The organism is Streptococcus sp. 27098_8_69 (genome assembly GCF_041432445.1).
Lineage (GTDB): Bacteria > Bacillota > Bacilli > Lactobacillales > Streptococcaceae > Streptococcus.
In genome coordinates, this window is record NZ_JAPVZO010000003.1 from 15,438 (window position 1) to 34,402 (window position 18,965).

The 18,965-nt window shown below is 40.1% G+C and carries 13 protein-coding genes and 1 tRNA gene; 4 read left to right on the forward strand and 10 right to left on the reverse strand.

Annotated features, from left to right (window positions below; genetic code table 11):
* Positions 1-7 precede the first annotated feature (7 nt).
* Entirely contained in the window at positions 8-496 is a 489-nt protein-coding gene (locus O3658_RS01995; protein ID WP_281334601.1) for an SAG1386/EF1546 family surface-associated protein, read from the reverse strand.
* A gap of 45 nt (positions 497-541) precedes the next feature.
* Between O3658_RS01995 and O3658_RS02000 the strand changes: the two genes are divergently transcribed.
* Positions 542-739: a ferredoxin gene (locus O3658_RS02000; RefSeq protein ID WP_083303333.1), complete on the forward strand. Its 198-nt coding sequence runs from the start codon at positions 542-544 to the stop codon at positions 737-739.
* Positions 740-844: 105 nt separating this feature from the next.
* On the opposite strand, the gene O3658_RS02005 is transcribed toward O3658_RS02000, so the two are convergent.
* From O3658_RS02005 to O3658_RS02025, 5 genes are all read right to left on the reverse strand, one after another.
* Complete coding sequence (locus O3658_RS02005; protein WP_371559089.1) at positions 845-1,792, reverse strand: glycosyltransferase family 2 protein; 948 nt, start codon at positions 1,790-1,792, stop codon at positions 845-847.
* Positions 1,776-2,795 (reverse strand): UDP-glucose 4-epimerase GalE, encoded by a 1,020-nt coding sequence (gene galE, locus O3658_RS02010; RefSeq protein WP_153224919.1) that lies wholly within the window; start codon positions 2,793-2,795, stop codon positions 1,776-1,778. Before galE ends, O3658_RS02005 begins: the two co-directional genes overlap by 17 nt.
* 103 nt (positions 2,796-2,898) lie before the next feature.
* Complete coding sequence (locus O3658_RS02015) at positions 2,899-3,996, reverse strand: FAD-binding oxidoreductase (RefSeq protein ID WP_153224920.1); 1,098 nt, start codon at positions 3,994-3,996, stop codon at positions 2,899-2,901.
* A 16-nt stretch (positions 3,997-4,012) separates the two neighbouring features.
* On the reverse strand, positions 4,013-4,810 hold the full coding sequence (locus tag O3658_RS02020) for a Nif3-like dinuclear metal center hexameric protein (protein ID WP_371559090.1): 798 nt from the start codon (positions 4,808-4,810) through the stop codon (positions 4,013-4,015).
* Positions 4,797-5,474, reverse strand: a complete 678-nt coding sequence (locus O3658_RS02025; RefSeq protein WP_371559091.1) for a tRNA (adenine(22)-N(1))-methyltransferase TrmK — start codon at positions 5,472-5,474, stop codon at positions 4,797-4,799. Before O3658_RS02025 ends, O3658_RS02020 begins: the two co-directional genes overlap by 14 nt.
* A gap of 225 nt (positions 5,475-5,699) precedes the next feature.
* Here O3658_RS02025 and O3658_RS02030 point away from each other — a divergent pair, with 225 nt between their 5' ends.
* On the forward strand, positions 5,700-8,846 hold the full coding sequence (locus O3658_RS02030) for an SNF2-related protein (RefSeq protein WP_371559092.1): 3,147 nt from the start codon (positions 5,700-5,702) through the stop codon (positions 8,844-8,846).
* Between the two features lie 436 nt (positions 8,847-9,282).
* On the opposite strand, the gene O3658_RS02035 is transcribed toward O3658_RS02030, so the two are convergent.
* Entirely contained in the window at positions 9,283-11,619 is a 2,337-nt protein-coding gene (locus tag O3658_RS02035; RefSeq protein WP_371559093.1) for a cation-translocating P-type ATPase, read from the reverse strand.
* 131 nt (positions 11,620-11,750) lie between these two features.
* Here O3658_RS02035 and O3658_RS02040 point away from each other — a divergent pair, with 131 nt between their 5' ends.
* A complete protein-coding gene (locus tag O3658_RS02040) occupies positions 11,751-12,500 on the forward strand; it encodes a 1-acyl-sn-glycerol-3-phosphate acyltransferase (protein ID WP_248034602.1) in 750 nt (249 codons plus the stop codon).
* A gap of 117 nt (positions 12,501-12,617) precedes the next feature.
* Positions 12,618-12,690, forward strand: a tRNA-Thr gene (locus O3658_RS02045).
* A gap of 507 nt (positions 12,691-13,197) precedes the next feature.
* Here the strand turns inward: O3658_RS02045 and pyk are convergent.
* The 3 genes from pyk to O3658_RS02060 all read right to left on the reverse strand — a co-directional run bounded on the left by pyk (position 13,198) and on the right by O3658_RS02060 (position 18,959).
* A complete protein-coding gene (pyk, locus tag O3658_RS02050) occupies positions 13,198-14,703 on the reverse strand; it encodes a pyruvate kinase (protein WP_371559094.1) in 1,506 nt (501 codons plus the stop codon).
* A 65-nt stretch (positions 14,704-14,768) separates the two neighbouring features.
* Positions 14,769-15,776, reverse strand: coding sequence for a 6-phosphofructokinase (gene pfkA / locus O3658_RS02055; protein WP_371559095.1), 1,008 nt, complete (start codon positions 15,774-15,776; stop codon positions 14,769-14,771).
* 81 nt (positions 15,777-15,857) lie between these two features.
* Positions 15,858-18,959, reverse strand: coding sequence for a DNA polymerase III subunit alpha (locus O3658_RS02060; protein WP_371559096.1), 3,102 nt, complete (start codon positions 18,957-18,959; stop codon positions 15,858-15,860).
* Positions 18,960-18,965: the final 6 nt, after the last annotated feature.

Consider the following 18,965-nt stretch of genomic DNA (forward strand, 5'->3'; position numbering starts at 1 on the left):
CTAACTCCTATCTTGTCTTAAGGACATCACCAGGATTTGCAAACCAAGTTCCTGAAGACATATGACCAGGGTTCAAGGCTTCAAGCTGGGCAATAGAAATGCCTGCTCTAGCTGCAATAGCTGCTTCACCTTCACCTGCAAGGACAGTAATGGTTCCCTCAGCATTTGTATGTTCCTCTGAACTACTTGAAGAAGTTGATCCTGCTTCAGAACTTGATACTTCAACTGAACTACTTGATGATGTTGAAGAAACTTCCTCTACCTTAGGCGCAGAAGAATCATGAAAATCTTTCAAGGCTGCTGTACGATCACTTCCACCAGATGACAGGTAGATTAAAACAGCAATCATACCGACAACGATAACAAAGAAAATACAAGCCAAAATGGTTAGAATACGGTTGGCTACCACTCCTGTTCCCTTATTTCCTCTACTTCTTCGTTCCGAACGACTTTCCTCGATGTCGTAAATATCTTCTTGCCATGGTTCCTTTTCCATACCTTACTCCTTGTTTTTTTTCTAATTTCTTATTACAATATAAATATGAAAATCACACTTATACCTGAACGATGCATTGCCTGTGGGCTATGCCAAACCTATTCTGATTTATTTGATTACCATGATAATGGTATTGTGCGTTTCTATGATGATCCTAATCTACTAGAGAGAGACGTCCCAGCTAGTGAAGAGCTACTGGAAGCTGTGAAACAGTGTCCCACTCGCGCGCTCATCAAAGATTAATTTGTCATCAGCGGTGATTCGATTTCCAAATCCCACTTCCTCTAGTTTAGCATATTTTTCCAGAAAATTATAGTCTTTTGAAGGACTTATTTTTAGTAAATCTTATCATGACTCACTCTGTTCTTTTATCAGATAGAGGGGTCTTTTTTTCGTTTCCATATAAATTTTACTGATATATTTTCCGAGAATCCCAATCGTCAATAATTGGACACCACCAAGAAATAGAATGACAGCCATCAGAGAGGTCCAACCAGAAGTTGGATTGCCCAGTACGAGAGTACGGACAACTACAAACAATGTCATCACTAAAGCCAGAAAACACGACGAAAGGCCAGCAACAAAGGCTAATATTAAAGGGAAATCTGAAAAATTCACAATCCCTTCAATAGAGTAGAAAAAGAGTTGTCTAAAACTCCAACTTGTCTTACCTGCCTGCCTTTCAACATTAGGGTATTCTAAATAGTGAGTACGGAAACCAACCCAGGCAAAGAGTCCTTTGGAAAAGCGATTGTATTCTGTCAATTCTAACACTGCATCCACAACTGATCTTCTCATCATCCGAAAATCACGGACACCCGATGGAAGGGCTACTGGGCTAATTTTTTGCATAAAACGATAAAAAAAATCTGCGCAGAAACTACGTAAAAAAGGTTCTCCTTCTCGACTGGTTCTGCGTGTTCCAACGCAGTCCAAGTCTGGATTCTGATCTAGTAGTTCCTTCATCTCAAGCAAGAGGCTTGGTGGATCCTGAAGGTCTGCATCCATAACTACCACCAAATCTCCTCTAGCTTGTTGTAAACCTGCATATAAGGCTGCTTCCTTCCCAAAATTTCGCGAGAAAGAGATATAATGTACTGCAGAATTTTTCTCTCGATAAACCTTTAAAAGGTCCAAAGTCTTATCAGTCGAACCATCATCTACAAAAATGTATTCGATTTCTGTTCCCAAATCTGGAATCAGTACTTCAAGAGTTTGATAAAAAAGAGGAAGTACTTCCTCTTCGTTTAAACATGGGACTATGATTGAAATCATCATTTTAGTCTTCAAATCCATTTGGATGCTTACTTTGCCAACGCCATGCATCTTCACACATTTCTGTAATACCAAGTCCTGCTTCCCATCCAAGTTCTTCCTTAGCTTTGGCTGGGTCTGAGTAACATTCTGCAATATCACCAGGACGGCGCTCCACAATACGATAAGGAATCGGGCGTCCGACTGCTTTTTCCATATTTTGGATAATTTCAAGGACAGAATAGCCTTTCCCTGTACCAAGGTTGTAAATGTTTAGTCCTGAACCTTTTTGAAGCTTCTTAAGGGCCGCAACGTGCCCTTTTGCTAAGTCAACGACGTGGATATAGTCACGAACACCTGTTCCATCTTCTGTATCGTAGTCATCTCCAAAGACCTGAACTTGTTCCAACTTACCAACTGCGACTTGTGTAACATATGGAAGAAGGTTATTTGGAATACCGTTTGGATTTTCACCCAAATCACCGCTCTTATGCGCTCCGATTGGGTTGAAGTAGCGAAGTAAAACAACGTTCCATTCTGAATCGGCTTTATAGATATCCGTCAAGATTTCTTCAAGCATCAACTTAGTACGACCATAAGGGTTAGTAGCAGAAAGAGGGAAATCTTCGAGGATTGGAACAGTATGCGGATCTCCATAAACTGTTGCTGAAGAGCTGAAGATGATATTCTTACAGTTTGTCTCTTCCATAACTTTCAAGAGACTGACAGTTCCAGCAATATTGTTATCATAGTAGGCAAGTGGGATACGTGTAGATTCCCCTACAGCTTTCAAACCAGCAAAATGAATCACACCTGTTGGTTCTTCATGTTTGAAAATATCACGAAGTGTATCTGTGTCACGAATATCTGCTTCGTAGAAAGGAATTTCTACCCCAGTGATTCTTTCGACTACTTCAAGACTTTTACGACTACTGTTTACCAAATTATCGACAACAACAACTTGGTGTCCTGCTTGGACCAGTTCGATGACGGTGTGAGTTCCGATAAAACCAGCTCCACCCGTTACCAGAATTTTTTCTTGCATTTTATTTCCTCAATTCTTGGATTATTTTTTTCATTTTACCATTTTTGATAGGGAAAGTCATTTACTTTCCTAACACTATCGTAAAATCTAAGTAAAAGATTTACTATTGTTTCTTTTTAATGTATCTTTCAGTTGGATAATCTGCTGGATCCAATACTCCACTTCTTCCTTGAAGCATTTGAGCTAGGTGATAACCGATAATAGGACCAGTCGTTAACCCTGAAGATCCTAGACCACTTGCTGTATAGACTCCTGATAAGTTTGGAACCTGTCCGAAAAATGGAGAGAAATCACTTGTATAAGCACGAATCCCCACACGTTCACCAGATGAAATTGCCTCAGCCAGGGCTGGATAAAATGGACTCGCCGCCACAACCATTTGATCGAGCAAGGTTTCATCCACTGTCAAGTCAAATCCCATGTCATTCTCATGGGTAGCTCCTAGAGATAACTTACCTCCAGGAAATGGTATCAAATCCCACTCACCTTCCGGCATGACAACAGAATAGCTTGCCATGTCTAAATCAACCTGATAATCTCTAAGTTGACCTTTTTGAGGACGAACATCCACCTCATAGCCTAAAGGCTCCAAAATGTGTCCAAGCCAAGCTCCCGTAGATAAAATTACTTGATCAAACATTTGATTGTCTATCTGATAGCCTGATAATAAAGGAGTTAGACTAACCTCTTTCTTTACGACCTTAACCTGACTGGCCTCCAGTAAACGACCCACTAGGAGTTGCCCATCTACTCGAGCTCCTCCAGAAGCATAGAGCAATCTCTCAAATCCCTTTAGACCAGGGAATAGGCTGCTTGCAGCAGCTTGGTCCAAAATGGCTAATTCGCCAATTAAGGGAGATTCATCTCTACGTTGCAAGGCTAAATCATAAAGTTCCTCGAGCTTGGAATCATCTTTTTTGAGAAGGAAGACTCCTGAGCGCTGGTAGAAATCAACCTTTTGACCAGTTTTTTCTAAATCAGCTAATAAATCTACATAAAAGTCTGCTCCTAGGCGAGCCATCTTGTACCAAGCTTTGTTACGTCGTTTAGAGAACCAAGGACTGATGATTCCTGCAGCTGCCTTGGTCGCTTGTCCGTATCCATGATCAAAGACAGTTACTTCGATATCTGCTTCTTTAGAGAGATAGTAGGCAGCTGTTGCCCCTACAATTCCTGCTCCTACAATGGCAACTTTTTTCATTGTCTTTACCTTCTAACTAGATATGATGGAATGGATTGGTAGAAGCCTGACTTGCGACAACTTCTAGCGACCAAGCATTCTCTTCCTTCCATTCATTCAGAAACGTTGCAATTCTTTCAACAAAGAGAACCTCAATATAGTGGCCTGGGTCCAGAGCCAACAAGCCGTCTGACAACATATCTTGGGCAGTGTGGTAATAGATGTCACCAGTAATGTAAAGATCTGCTCCTTTTGCTAAAGCATCAGAGTAGAAAGACTGCCCACTGCCGCCACAAATGGCCACTCTTGAAATGGTCTTTTGCAAATCACTCTCATGATAATACACCATACGAAGGCTATCTAGATCAAAGACTTCCTTAACATGATTTGCAAATTCCTTAAATGTTTGAGGTCTAATCGTTCCAATACGGCCAATTCCACGTTCAGAACCTGTTTCTTGCAGATAAGTTGTATCCTCAATACCCAATAGTTGGCAGAACCAATCATTGAGACCATTTTCAACAATATCAATATTAGTATGACTGACATAGACTGCGATATCATGCTTGATGAGATTGATATAAATTTGATTTTGAGGACGACTAGCTACCAAGTCCTTAATCGGACGAAAGATAGGTGCGTGCTTAACGATAATCAGATCAACACCCTTGTCAATAGCTTCAGCGACTGTCTCTTCACGAATATCAAGGGCAACCATGACTTTTTTAATTTCCTTGTCTAGGGTGCCAATTTGCAAACCACGACTATCACCTTCCATAGAAAATTCTTGTGGGCAATAGGCTTCATAACGCTTAATCACTTCACTTGCTTTCATGGAGCACCTCCTTGATGGCTTGAATTTTATCTGCTAGAACCTGACGTTCTTCTTGATTTTTTTCTGGAATTTGACTAAGGGCAAACTCAAGCTTAGCAGCTTCTTTTTGCCATTTTTGGATGAAGACTGGACTGACTTCTTTGGACAAAAAAGGACCAAAGCGGACATCGCTCGCTGATAACTTCATTTGTCCAGCTTCCACCACCAAAATCTCGTAAAATTTCCCAGCTTCTTCTAGGATACTTTCTGACATAATTTGAAAACCGTGCTCTTGTAACCAAGAGCGCAACTCATCTTCACGATTATTGGGTTGAAGAATCAAACACTCAACATTGGCTAGTTTGTCCAAACCATCTTCTAATATCGTAGCAATCAAACGACCACCCATTCCAGCAATAGTGATGACAGAGACTTGGTCAGCCTCTTCAAAAGCTGCCAGGCCATTGGCTAAACGAACCTGAATTTTCTCAGTCAAACCATGACTCTCAACATTTTTGACTGCAGATTGATAGGGACCTACCACTACCTCTCCTGCAATGGCACGCTCAATGTGACCTTTTTCAACTAGTTCAATCGGTAAATAAGCATGGTCGCTTCCGACGTCCAGTAAAACAGCTCCTTGGGGAACAAAAGAAGCTACCGTTTCTAATCTCTTTGAAATCATCTTCTCTCACTTTCAAAAACTCTATTTCTCTTTATTATACCATATTTCAAACCTCAACTTTCCAGTAACAGCGAAAGAAGTTTCAATGGCCTAACACAATAGATGGATTTAATTCAAAGATTTACAATCAAGAGAAACTCTTTATTTTTCCAATCCCTATCAAGTGCAATTTATGTAAGATAGGCCTATTCTTTTCCTATAAAATCTGATAAGATAGAGGAAAGAATGATTAGAACAGAGGTTACTTCAATGACGGTTCCCGATAGACTACCTGCTCGTATGAGAATGGATGGACGAACTATTTTCCAACAGATAAAAAACTATTTTGATACTGAAAACAAAGAATATTTTAAGCATCCCAATACCTATAATGGCATCTCCATGTATCTGGAACCCAACATCCTGACCAGTATGGAGCACTTCGATTTGACTGGCTTTCATTGCGAATGTAATGATTTCCAAGATCAGGAAGTCTGTAAACACTGGGTTGCCATGGATCTCTACTTTCGTAGTCTCCCCCAAGTTATTCAAGAACGCATTCGTAAATCTAGTCATAAACCAAGTTTTGCCAGCCAACTGATTCCTACTTTGCCATCTGAAGAGCTCCAAGACGAACTGCTAGAAGAAAAAGCGGTGGCGCCTTCACTTGCACTTCATGGACAATTCGAAATTCGAAATCATAGCCTATTCTGGACCTTAAAACTACAGGTGGAACAGGCTCCTCGTGCCTATGTTATCAAGGATATAGCTCACTTCATTTTTCTCATTTTTCAACAGGAAGATTACTTTGTTTCACAGAAAATCGGGACAATCAACTTATCATTAGACCAGTTTAATAAAGCTTCTCAAAATCTACTCCTCTATATCAAAAAATATTTCATCGATAGAAATGAACCTTCTTATTCCAACTTCAGTTATGGCATTAGCCCTAGAGATTGTGGACGCTATTTAGAGGCTCCTGTTAGCTATTTAAACGACCTCGTCCCACTTTTTCAAGCTTTGGACGTCTTTCAATATGTAACCTCAAAAGCCGAATATCCTCTTATATTCTTAGATGATAATCCCTTTATCCCAGAAGAAGAAATTTTTAAAGTTGTCAAATCTGATAACCATTATGAAATCATCAATACAGCTTATTTTGGTTTCATTATTCAAAAAAAACTTTGGATTCGGCACAATCACTTCCACATCATCAAAAAAGAGCACCGTTACTTTTTACATAAATTAGCTACTTGGATCTACCATTATCAGGAAAGTTCTCCTCTTATCTTTTCAAAGGAAAATAAAGCTGAACTCATGCAAATCTGTAATATCATCTCAAACTATGTTCCTATCAGTATCCCAGATGAATTACAAATCCATGACTTCATCCCCACCTTTGCCTTCTCCAAGACTAGAAATGAAATTGCTCTCAACATGGTGTGGTCATTTGGAGAAAAGCAAGTCCACTCTAAACAAGAGCTCCTAAGCCTCCCCTATACTTACCAAGCTAGCAAAGCTAGAAAAATCTATCATCAACTGCTTTCTGCTGGTTTCAAAGAGGAATTTCATAGTCTTTCTAAAATCAAAGTCGTTGATTTCTTCCTAAAAGAACTACCTCGTTTTCGTACTCTGGGTCAAGTTCAACTAGATAAATCGCTTGAAAAACTCTTAATAGAAGATCCTGCTGTCATTGACATTTTTGACGACGAAGGTTTCCTTTCAGTTCAGTTTGATTTTTCTATGATTTCAGAAGATGAGGTTGAAAAAGCTATCCAAGCTTTATGGAATCAAGAAAGCCACTACCAAACCAAGCAAGGAAAGGTTCTAGTCTTTGACGATGAAAGTCTCAAGGTTGCCCAAAGTCTCCAAGAGCTTCGCGCTAAATTTTCAGACGGAAAAATCAAGATGCACAAATCTCGTGCCTTTAGCCTTTCTGAAACCTTCAAAGACAATGAACATGTCAATTTTTCTCGTGATTTCAAAAAGATGGCTTATGACCTGACCCACCCTGAAGAATTTGACATCAAGCCTTATGAAGTCAAGGCCAAACTCCGCTCCTATCAGAAAGAAGGAGTCAAGTGGCTGAGTATGTTGGATCATTATCATTTTGGTGGAATCCTGGCGGATGATATGGGGCTAGGGAAAACCTTGCAAACCATCACTCTTCTGGAAGCCAACCTTAAACCAGAACAGAAAGCTCTTATCCTAGCTCCAGCTAGCCTTCTTTACAATTGGAAAGAAGAATTCCGAAAATTTGTACCTCACAAACAGGTTGAAGTAGCCTATGGCACAAAAACTGAGCGTATCAAACAAATTGAAAAATCTGCCACTATCACTATTACAAGCTATCCATCTTTTCGATCTGACCTTGAACACTATCAAAAACAGTCTTACGACTACCTCATCTTAGATGAGGCACAGATGATAAAAAATAGTCAGACCAAAACAGCACAAGCTTTGAGAGAATTTGATGTCAAAACCTGCTATGCCCTATCTGGAACTCCTATCGAAAACCGTCTCGAAGAGATTTGGTCTATTTCCCAGATAGTATTACCAGGACTCCTACCAAGTAAAAAGGAATTTTCAAAATTGTCACCTCAACTCGTTGCTAAACTGATTCAACCTTTTGTTCTGCGTAGGAAAAAAGACGAAGTGCTGACAGAATTGCCTGAACTGAGCGAGCACCTCTACAGCAATGAACTCAGCAGTTCACAAAAAACGCTCTATCTAGCTCAACTTCGACGTATGCAAGAAATGGTTGCAGGAGCCAGCGCTGATGAGATTAAACGTCATAAAATTGAAATCTTAGCAGGACTGACCCGACTCAGACAAATCTGTAATACCCCAGCTCTCTTTTTAGAAGACTACACAGGGGATAGTGGAAAAATGGACAGCTTATTCGAACTCCTGGACGCCATTCGTAAAAAAGGATCACGACCACTTATCTTTTCACAATTCACCTCTATGCTTGATCTCATTGAGCAAGAACTAGAGAAAAAGGGATTATCTCACTTTAAAATCACAGGACAAACCCCTTCAGATAAACGTCAAGAGATGGTCAATCTCTTCAATCAGGGAGAAAAAGACTGCTTCCTCATTTCCCTAAAAGCAGGTGGAACAGGACTTAATCTAACAGGAGCTGATACCGTCATCCTCTGTGACCTCTGGTGGAATCCAGCAGTCGAGATGCAAGCCATCGGACGAAGCCACCGCCTTGGCCAGACCAAACAAGTTGATGTCTATCGCCTCATCACCCTTGGAACCATAGAGGAAAAAATCCAAGAACTCCAAGAAAGTAAAAAAGAACTCTTCAACACCGTCCTTGAAGGACAAGAAAGCAGAAGCAATCTGAGCGTTGATGATATTAAAGAAATCTTGGGTGTTGAATAAACGAAAAAGAACTAGAATAACTACACTTAGTGGATTTATCTAGTTCTTTTTTAGGTTACAGACTTTCGCGTCCTCTTACGAGCTCTATACACCTTACTTTCATGTTTCTGTTCGGAGAGATACGATTTTGCCATCCCTTCATCTGACAGTTTTTATACCGAAAAGCAAACTAGGAAGCTAACCACAAGTTGCTCTAAGTACAGCTTCGAGATTGCAGATAGCACTGACCTGGTTTGAAGAGATTTTCGAAGAGTATTATTTCTTCAAACTTCAAATAGTCTAGCCACAGACATTTGATTCTTCTACCTCAATACAAGCAGGCTTGAGAAACGCTCTTGGGTTCACCGATAGATAATAGGCACCTAGGTCTTGCACATCAGATCTACGATAGACTCGTCGTATAAGAAAAACGCAATCCACAGATTGCAGCCTTTCTTTATCTTCTAGCTTGATAACGACTTGTCAGGATGAAAATCACAGTAAAGATGAGCATCATGATGCCATAGACAGGTAATGTTTGTCCTGTCAGTGTTGAAATTTCAAGCAATTTTTGAATTCTTGGAAATAGAGCTGTTCCAAGGAAGCCACCAACTGACCAAATAATCAAGAGCACACGCCATAGACTAAATGGCAAGCAAGCTCTAACTACAGACATGAAACCAATCGACGCTAGTAGATAATACAGAAGAGTCGAAATTTCAATGGCTGACCAGCCTTGACTGGTTCCAAAAATTTTAACAAAGAGAACACTAAAGACTACCATCAAGGCACTTGGTAGCGCACGGAGCATGGATTTTCTGAGGAAGTTTTGTTCTACTGGTTTAATATTTCGCTCAAAGGTCAATACGAACGGTGGGAATCCTTCCACAAACTGGTCAATCATGGTAATCTGAATCGGGATGAATGGGAAAATCAAAATCCATTCAGTACGTCCCAACAAAGCACTGGCAATACAGATAACTGCTAGCAAGAAGGAATAGATGGTCTTAATCAAGAAAATCGGAGCGATGTGGGCAATGTTATTGACCACACGACGACCTTCAAAGAGAATCTCAGGAACATCATTAAAGTCTGAGTTCAAGAGAACCAGATTTGCAATCTGACGAGTCGCTGGATCTCCTTCAGCCATAACGATGGAACAGTCTGCCTCACGAAGAGCTAGGATATCATTGACACCATCCCCCGTCATGGCTGTAGTATGACCTGCTTTTTTCAACGTTTGGATGATCAGTTTCTTTTGATGAGGAGAGACACGTCCGAAAATCGCTGTCTCCTCAGCCATAGCAATCAATTCCTCGTCCGTGATCTGCGAACAATCTACGTAGCTGTGGTAATCTGCAAAACCTGCTTTTTGAGCAATACTTGAAACGGTAACTGGATTATCACCAGAAATAATTTTCAGCCCTACTTCCTGAGAACGAAGATAGTCTAGCGTCTCAGCTGCCCCTTCTCGGATTGGATCTAGAATCTCAAGCAAAGCCAAGGCTTGCATATCCGATGGTTTCTGTGGCTTGTGGTAGTCAAGTTTTTCTTGACTAAGGGCCAGAACCAAGACACGAGATCCTCGTTCAAGAGCTTCTCTAGCCTCAGGAACTTCAGCATTCAACAACATCTCCGGTGCACCTAGGAAAACAGTTCCGAGACCTTCTAACTCCATTGCTCCCCATTTACGATCGCTTGAAAATGGAAGACTAGAAATCATCGGATAAGCTACTTGACCTTGGAACCGTTGACGAATAGCTTGAGCAGTTGGATTTTTATCCTCACTGTTTGCCATATAGCTGGTTAGTATGTCGGCAATAGCATTTTTATCATAATCCTGGGTCAGAGGAAGAACTGTCTCAACCTGCATCTTTCCTTGAGTAATGGTTCCTGTCTTATCCAAACAGAGCATATCCACACGTGCCAAGGTCTCAACGGAATACATCTCCTGCACCAAAACCTTTTTCAAACCAAGCTTGATAACAGCGGTTAAAAGAGAGGTAATAGTTAAGAGGGCAATCCCCTTAGGCAACATTCCCAAAAGAGCTGTAGAGGAATTCACTACAGAAGACTTCAGTGGTAAACCTTTCAAGACCAAAGCTTCAAGCAAGAGGGCAATTCCAAAAGGAATGATAATTTTCCCAGTAAATCCTGCAAGTTGATCTAGTGATTTCATGATACGAGAATTGATTGGTTTAACTGTCTTAGCTTCAAGCATGAGTTTGGCTGCATAGTTATCTGCTCCTATATGATGAACCTGAGCGAAGACAGAGCCACTTGCAAGAAAGCTACCTGACAACATTAAGTCTTCTACTTCTTTTTGCACCAAGTCGCTCTCGCCCGTTAACATGGCTTCATTGACTTCTGCAAAACCTTCTAATACAATCGCATCACTTGGAATTTGATCCCCTGCAGACAAGCGAATCACATCATCCAAAACAAGCTCTTCAGGGTCTAAAGCAATCTCTTGTCCATCACGAATAGTCGTAATCTTTTCTTTATTTAAGAGATTGAGTTTATCAACCATATGCTTGGCACGTAGCTCAGTTACAATTCCTGAAAAAGCATTAAAACAGATAACCGCAAAGAAAACCAGATTGCTCCAGGCTTGAACAAAAGCGAGCGCTAAGGCAATAGCAAAGTTTAAAGCATTGAAGAGAGTAAAGACATTTCGTTTTACAATCTGCCAAGTACTGGTACTAGCTGATGCTTTGAAATCATTGACCTGTCCCTGTTTCTGACGTTCATTAACTTCTGATTGGCTTAAGCCTATAATTTTATTTTTATCCATAAGTTCTATCATATCATTTTTTTAAAAATAATTCTAATTTCATATGAAGAGCAATTCCGCCTAAACAAAAAACATTTGCTTGTCCTAGTATGATAAGGTATAATAAAAGAAAGAAAATTGAAGGAGATACCATGTTTTATACTTATCTTCGTGGGCTGGTTATGTTGATTCTCTGGTCTATCAACGGTAATGCTCATTATCATAATACGGATAAAATTCCGAGTCAGGATGAAAACTATATCCTAGTTGCTCCCCATCGTACTTGGTGGGATCCTGTCTACATGGCATTTGCGACCAAACCGAAACAGTTTGTTTTTATGGCTAAAAAGGAACTGTTCTCTAATCGAATCTTTGGTTGGTGGATTCGTATGTGTGGTGCCTTTCCTATTGATCGGGAGAATCCTAGCGCTTCGGCTATCAAATACCCTATCAATGTTCTTAAAAAGAGCGACCGATCTCTCATCATGTTTCCAAGTGGTAGTCGCCATTCTAACGATGTCAAAGGTGGCGTAGCTCTGATTGCTAAAATGGCCAAGGTTCGCATCATGCCAGTTACTTACACTGGCCCAATGACCTTAAAAGGACTCATCAGTCGCGAACGTGTCGATATGAACTTCGGAAATCCTATCGATATCTCAGACATTAAGAAAATGAATGATGAAGGAATTGAGATGGTTGCTGAACGTATCCAATCAGAATTCCAACGTCTAGATGAGGAAACAAAACAATGGCACAATAACAAAAAACCAAATCCTTTGTGGTGGTTTATTCGCATACCAGCACTGATTCTTGCTGTCTTAGTTGCGATTATTACCATCATCTTTAGCTTTATCGCAAGTTTTATCTGGAATCCAGAAAAAAAACAAAATCAATTAGGTTAGAAGAAAATGGCTTTAGGACATTCCCTAAAGCTATTTTAATTTGACTGACAGCCGATTACTTTTAAATAAAATATTTTATTGACAAAGATTTGATTCTATAGTATACTTTTTAAGTAAGCTGATTTAGCTCAGTAGGCAGAGCGCATCCATGGTAAGGATGAGGTCGCCGGTTCGATCCCGGCAATTAGCATTCTTTAACAGTTCCTTGGTATAGGAACTTTTTTTATTGACATTTTATGAACCTTATAGTAGAATAGACAATGCGATGAGTCGATATGTAGCAAGAGCTACTATTGAGCAAAGGAGGTCATAACGCAGGAGCGGACCTTGAGAAATTGTGTGAACCTGTTTCTCACATGGAGATGCCTCTCAAAGCTTTCTGGTTTTCCAGAGAGCTTTTTTATTTTCCTAAACACTATTACATCCTATCTTTTAGCAATCCTTTCTGCACAAACCTCAATAAGCTCAAGCCTCAATCATACACTGATAGACTTATTATCCAAAAAATCCTAGCTAGGTTTAGTCATAAAGATACTAAGATGATCATTGTAATCTCTAATTACAGCAAAAGTTACAGGGAAAACTGTAATATATACCTTAGCATTAAAAGGAAAATGATATATTTTGCCCCTCGTCACAAAAAAAGACCTACCACACAAGCTAGAAAGCTTGATATGATAGGCTTTTTAATATTAGATTAACGTACAGTGCGGATACGCATTGTGTTAGTACGAACTGCTTCACCAAGTGGCACACCTGCAACGATAACGATATCATCACCAGATTTTACAAGACCTGCTTCAACTGCTTTACGTTCAGCAATTTCGAACATGTCATCAGTTGATGATGGAGTTTCTGTCAACATTGGGATAACTCCCCAGTTCAACATCAATCCACGTTCTGTCAATTCGTCAAATGTCAATGCCAAAATATCAGCATTTGGACGGTATTTAGAGATCAAACGTGCTGTGTGACCAGTCTTAGTAAGAGTTACAACCAATTTGATGTCCATTGAGTTTGTAGCATCTTTAACTGCTGAAGCCATAACTTCTGTCTTAGAGTTACGTTCAAATGAATCTGAGTTCAAACGTCCGTATTCGTTAAGAAGAGTTTGAGCGTTCTTATCGATAGTTGCCATTGTACGAACAGACTCAAGTGGGTATTTACCATTCGCTGACTCACCTGAAAGCATTGTTGCGTCAGTTCCGTCAATAACAGCGTTAAATACGTCTGATACTTCTGAACGAGTTGCACGTGGTTTTTCAGTCATTGTTTCAAGCATGTTTGTTGCAGTGATAACAACTTTACCAGCAGCGTTCACTTTAGTAATGATCATTTTTTGGTAGACTGGAACCATTTCAAATGGTACTTCGATACCCATGTCACCACGAGCGATCATGATACCGTCAGCAGCTTCAATGATTTCATCCAAGTTATCGATACCTTGTTGGTTTTCGATTTTAGCGAACAATTGAACGTGACCGTTACCAGTTTCTTCACAGATTGCACGAACTTCATTCACGTCTTTTGCAGTACGTACGAATGAGATTGCGATGAAGTTGATACCTTGTTCCAAACCGAAGCGGATATCAGCGTTATCACGTTCAGCAAGAGCTGGGAAAGGAATTTTAGTGTTAGGAATGTTTACACCTTTTTGTTTAGCGATAACACCGTCATTTTCAACTTCAACAACAAATTCACGAGTTGCATCGTCTTTTTCTACAACACGAAGGCCAAGTTTACCATCGTCAACCAATACTTGACGACCAACTTCAACATCATCATAGATGTCAAGTGCTCCAGCAACGTTCAAAGCAATCACTTCACGAGTTGATTTGATTCCTTGTTTAGTTGCAACACGGATTTTTTCACCAGTTTTGTATGAATACTCTTTAGCTTCACCTTCGAACAATTCAGTACGGATTTCTGGTCCTTTAGTGTCAAGAAGAAAACCAACTTTTTTACCTGCAAGTTTTTCTGCAAGTTTAACAGTTGCCATACGGTCACCTTGTTCTTGGTGGTCACCGTGTGAGAAGTTGAAACGGAAAGTGTTAGCTCCTGCTTCAATCAATTGAGCAATGTTTTTAGCTGAAGCTTCAACGTCAAGTTTTTCACCCCAGTATCCGTCATCACCAAATTTTTTACCACCGCGGATTTCTACCGCAGGACCCAAAGTTGCAACGATTTTTACACGTTTGTTCATGATTTTGTGACTCCTTTATATAATTCGACCTTTTATGGTCATTTTACCAGTTTAGTTAAAGTTGATTAAGACAAGCTCTTGTTTAAAGCAGAAAGTTCAATATCAGCTTTGTGAGGGTTGTTAACAACGATCTTACCATCAGCTGTTAGGCTAAATAAAGCTCCTTCTTCTGCAGTTCCAAGAATTGGATTTTCAACCATTTTCTCATTGCGAATACCAACAGCGACACCACCGATTCCTTGTTTAAGGAGTTTAACAGCATGTGCACCCATGCGTGACGCCAATACCCGGTCACGAGCAGTTGGTGATCCACCACGTTGGATGTGACCAAGTTCAGTTACACGAAGGTCGCTTGTATCTCCAGCTTCTTTTAGTTTTTGACCAAATTCTGCCGCTGACATAACACCTTCTGCCAAAACGATAATGTTGTGTTTCTTACCGTGTTCATATCCAGCTTTGATACTTGCTACGATGTCTTCCATCTTGAAATCTTCTTCAGGGATGATAATTTCATCAGCACCAGTGGCAATACCTGCCCAAAGAGCGATATCTCCGGCATTACGTCCCATTACTTCAACTACGAAAGTACGACGGTGACTTGATGATGTATCACGAATCTTATCGATGGCGTCCATCGCAGTTGTAACTGCAGTATCAAATCCGATTGTGAAATCAGTACCTACGATATCGTTATCGATTGTTCCCGGAAGTCCGATAGCAGGGAATCCATGCTCAGTCAAGCGCATAGCTCCATGATAAGAACCGTCACCACCGATAACCACGACACCTTCGATACCGTGTTTTTTCAACTGCTCAATCCCTTTAAGTTGACCTTCGAGTTTTGCAAACTCAGGGTAACGAGCAGAGTGAAGGAAAGTACCACCACGTGAAATGATGTCTCCCACTGAAGCTGCATCAAGTGGATATATTTCGCCGGCAACCATACCTGCGTATCCATCATAGATACCAAAAACTTCCATTCCTTCTGAGATTGCTTGACGAACTACTGCACGGATAGCAGCATTCATACCAGGGGCGTCTCCACCACTAGTCAAAACAGCAATACGTTTCATTTGGTTTTGCTCCTTTTTCTTTTAACATTCTAACTGATTATACCATAATTAAAGTTAAAATTCTTTTATTTTCATTGATTTTTAACGATAAATCGTTTTCATAACTATCTGACTTAAAGATTCCTGTAAACTAACATCTTTTGCAACAAAATAACTCGGTAAAAGGACATTTTTTTGTTCATTTTCGTAGCGAATGATGACTGGAATTTCTCCCTTATATTGCTCTAAAATATGATAAATTTCAGTATCATGTTCATGATCAGCAGCCTGTATCCAAAATCGTTCACTCACTGCTTCTTTTAGATTATTTAACACTAACTGAAGCCGACCATCTCTTGCCTGTACTTTTCCATTAAGATAGTAAAATCTTCCTTCATGTAAGAGATTGTTAAATTGGCGATACTGGTCAGAAAAAACAGTAACTTCCAAATTTGATTTGCTATCACTAACTTTCAAAAAGGCCATATTTTCACCTTTTTTAGTTCTGATTACTCGGATAGACTGTATCTCAACGAGTACTGTAGCTGTCTGTCCTTCAGATAGTTCAGACAAACTCACAATTGGATAGAGGGGATTCTTTGCTAAAATCAGTAAGGGATGCGGACTGATACCGACTCCAAGCCACTCCTGTTCCTTACGAAACTTTTCGACTTGCGTAAAATCCTCACTCTCAAGCCAATTGTAGCTATTATCTGCAAATAAACTACCCAATTCTTCCACAAAAATAAATAAAGTAGGTAAGTTGGATAAGATTTTTTGGCGATTTTTTTCAAAACTATCGAATAAACCAATCTCGACTAGGGGAGTTAAAAGACTCAACTTCTGATAATTTTTAGGCAAGCGAGTGACAAAATCTTCGACACTACTAAAAGGACGATTCTCTAAAATCCAATAGGCAAAATCTCGAGGCATCCCCTTGATACTCTTAAGTCCCAAGTAGATAGTCTTGTCTGTCAATTTATCCAGATACGGAATTGTATTGATAGAAAGTGGTGTCAGTTCAAAGTCCATTTCAAGGGCATCGAGAATATAATCTCCACTGGCATAGTTGAGCATAACTTGATAAAAGATTTCTGGGTAATGTGTTTTAAAGTAAGCAAGCTGGAAGGCTAAAGCCGCATAAGCATAAGCATGCGATCGGTTGAAACCATAACCAGCAAATTTTTCCATGACAGCAAAAACCTGCTGAGCCTGTTCTTTTCCATGACCTTTTTCGAGTGCTCCTTGGATGAAACTTTCCTCCATTCGGTGCATCTCGGCCGCATTCTTTTTCCCCATAGCACGACGTAAAATGTCGGCCTTCCCAAGGCTGAAACCAGCGTAACGCTGTGCCACTTGCATAACCTGTTCTTGGTAAAGCATAATTCCATAAGTTGGAGCTAAAATATCTTCCAAAACTGGGTCCAGAACTGTTACCTTTTCTTTACCATGTTTTCGAGCCACAAAGTTGTCGATATAGTCACTCGCTCCCGGTCTGTTGAGGGAAGTCGTTGCCACTACTTCTTCAAAGCTTTCTGGTTTCACGCGCTTTAATAAGCGAATAGCACCAGGTTGTTCAAACTGAAAAATTCCCTTGGTCTTTCCAGCTGCAAAGAGGGCTAAAGTTTCCTTATCCTCAAGGTCAATATTCTCAATCCTTAGCTGAATTCCTTGAGTTTCAAATAAGAGCTCCTGCATTTTTTGAGCGAAAGTTAGGTTTCTTAAGCCCAAGAAATCCATCTTGAGCAAGCCATTTCCCTCGACTCCATGAGCATCATACTGGGTAATGAGCATATCCTCACCATACTTAAGAGGAATATAGTCCGTTAGATTTTTATCACTAATCACGACACCAGCAGCGTGGATAGATGTCTGTCGAGGATAGCCTTCTATCTTTTTGGAAATTTCAAAAGCCTTTTGGTACTCAATCTTACTTTGAATCAGTTGTCTAAATCCTAGATTGCCTTCATAGGCGCTTGTCAAGGTATCTTTGAAACCAATTTTCTTAGTTATGGATGTTAACTCGTACTCGGGAACACCATACCGTTTAAAAACATCTCGGATAGCCTGTTTGGCACCAAAAGTCGAGTAGGTGACTATCTGAGCAGCGTGAATACTACCATAACGGTCACGAACATAGCGAATAAACTCTGGACGATAGATATCGGGAATATCAATATCGATATCGGGCATGGTATAACGTTCACGATTTAAAAAGCGCTCAAAGATAAGATTCTTAGCTACAGGATCAATACCAGTAATATTTAAGGCATAGGCCACTAGACTTCCAACTGCAGACCCACGTCCCATTCCCATATAATATCCCTGAGAACGACCGAAACGTAAGAGATCCCAGACAACCAAGAAATAGTCATCGAATCCCATGTCATGAATCACAGATAGTTCTTCTTCCAAACGTTCCTGATAAACTGAATCGAGTAAGCCTTTCTGTTCCAAGCCCTTAATAGCTCTTTCGCGCAACTCTTCAACAGCAGGACGCTCTGGATTGAAACGTGGAAGCTTGAGACTACTATCAATCTCATAGGAAGCTTCCTTGATTAATCTTGCAAGATTTTCAAGCGCGAGTGGAAATTTCTCTAAAAAAATCTGTTCTAAACGATCAGCAGGTAAAAACAAGCCTTGTTGCGATTGAACATCTACCTCTCGCAAGGTCACATTTTCCTTAATCGCCTTGAGCATTTGAAGCGTTTCTAAATCCTCAGGTTCGAAAGAATTAACACGATAAAGAGGGAGAATTGGTCGAGAAAAATTCGACTGAACTGTATCTGGATATACTCCGATATAATAGTCATGCCCTAAGTCCAAGGAATCAATTGCAGAATAATAGGGAACAATAACACAAACATCTTCTAGATAGGGGAAAAAATCAGTCCATTCCTTTTTACCTGTCATTTTTAGAGTCGAAAGCTTCATGATATTTCGATAGCCATGATTTGACAAGGCTAAAAATCGAAGGTTGACGAGTTCCTCCTTATGATGAACAGACACCTCAAGACCTAATACAGGCTGAATCCCCTGTTTTTGGCACTCTTTGATAAAATAATAAGCCCCATAGAGATTATCAATATCCATGATTCCAAGTGCTGAGTAGCCGTATGCTTTTCCTTGATCAACATACTTCCGAATGGAAATCATACTCTCCATGAAACTATAAACCGTTTTTGTATCAAGTTGTGCAATCACTCGCTA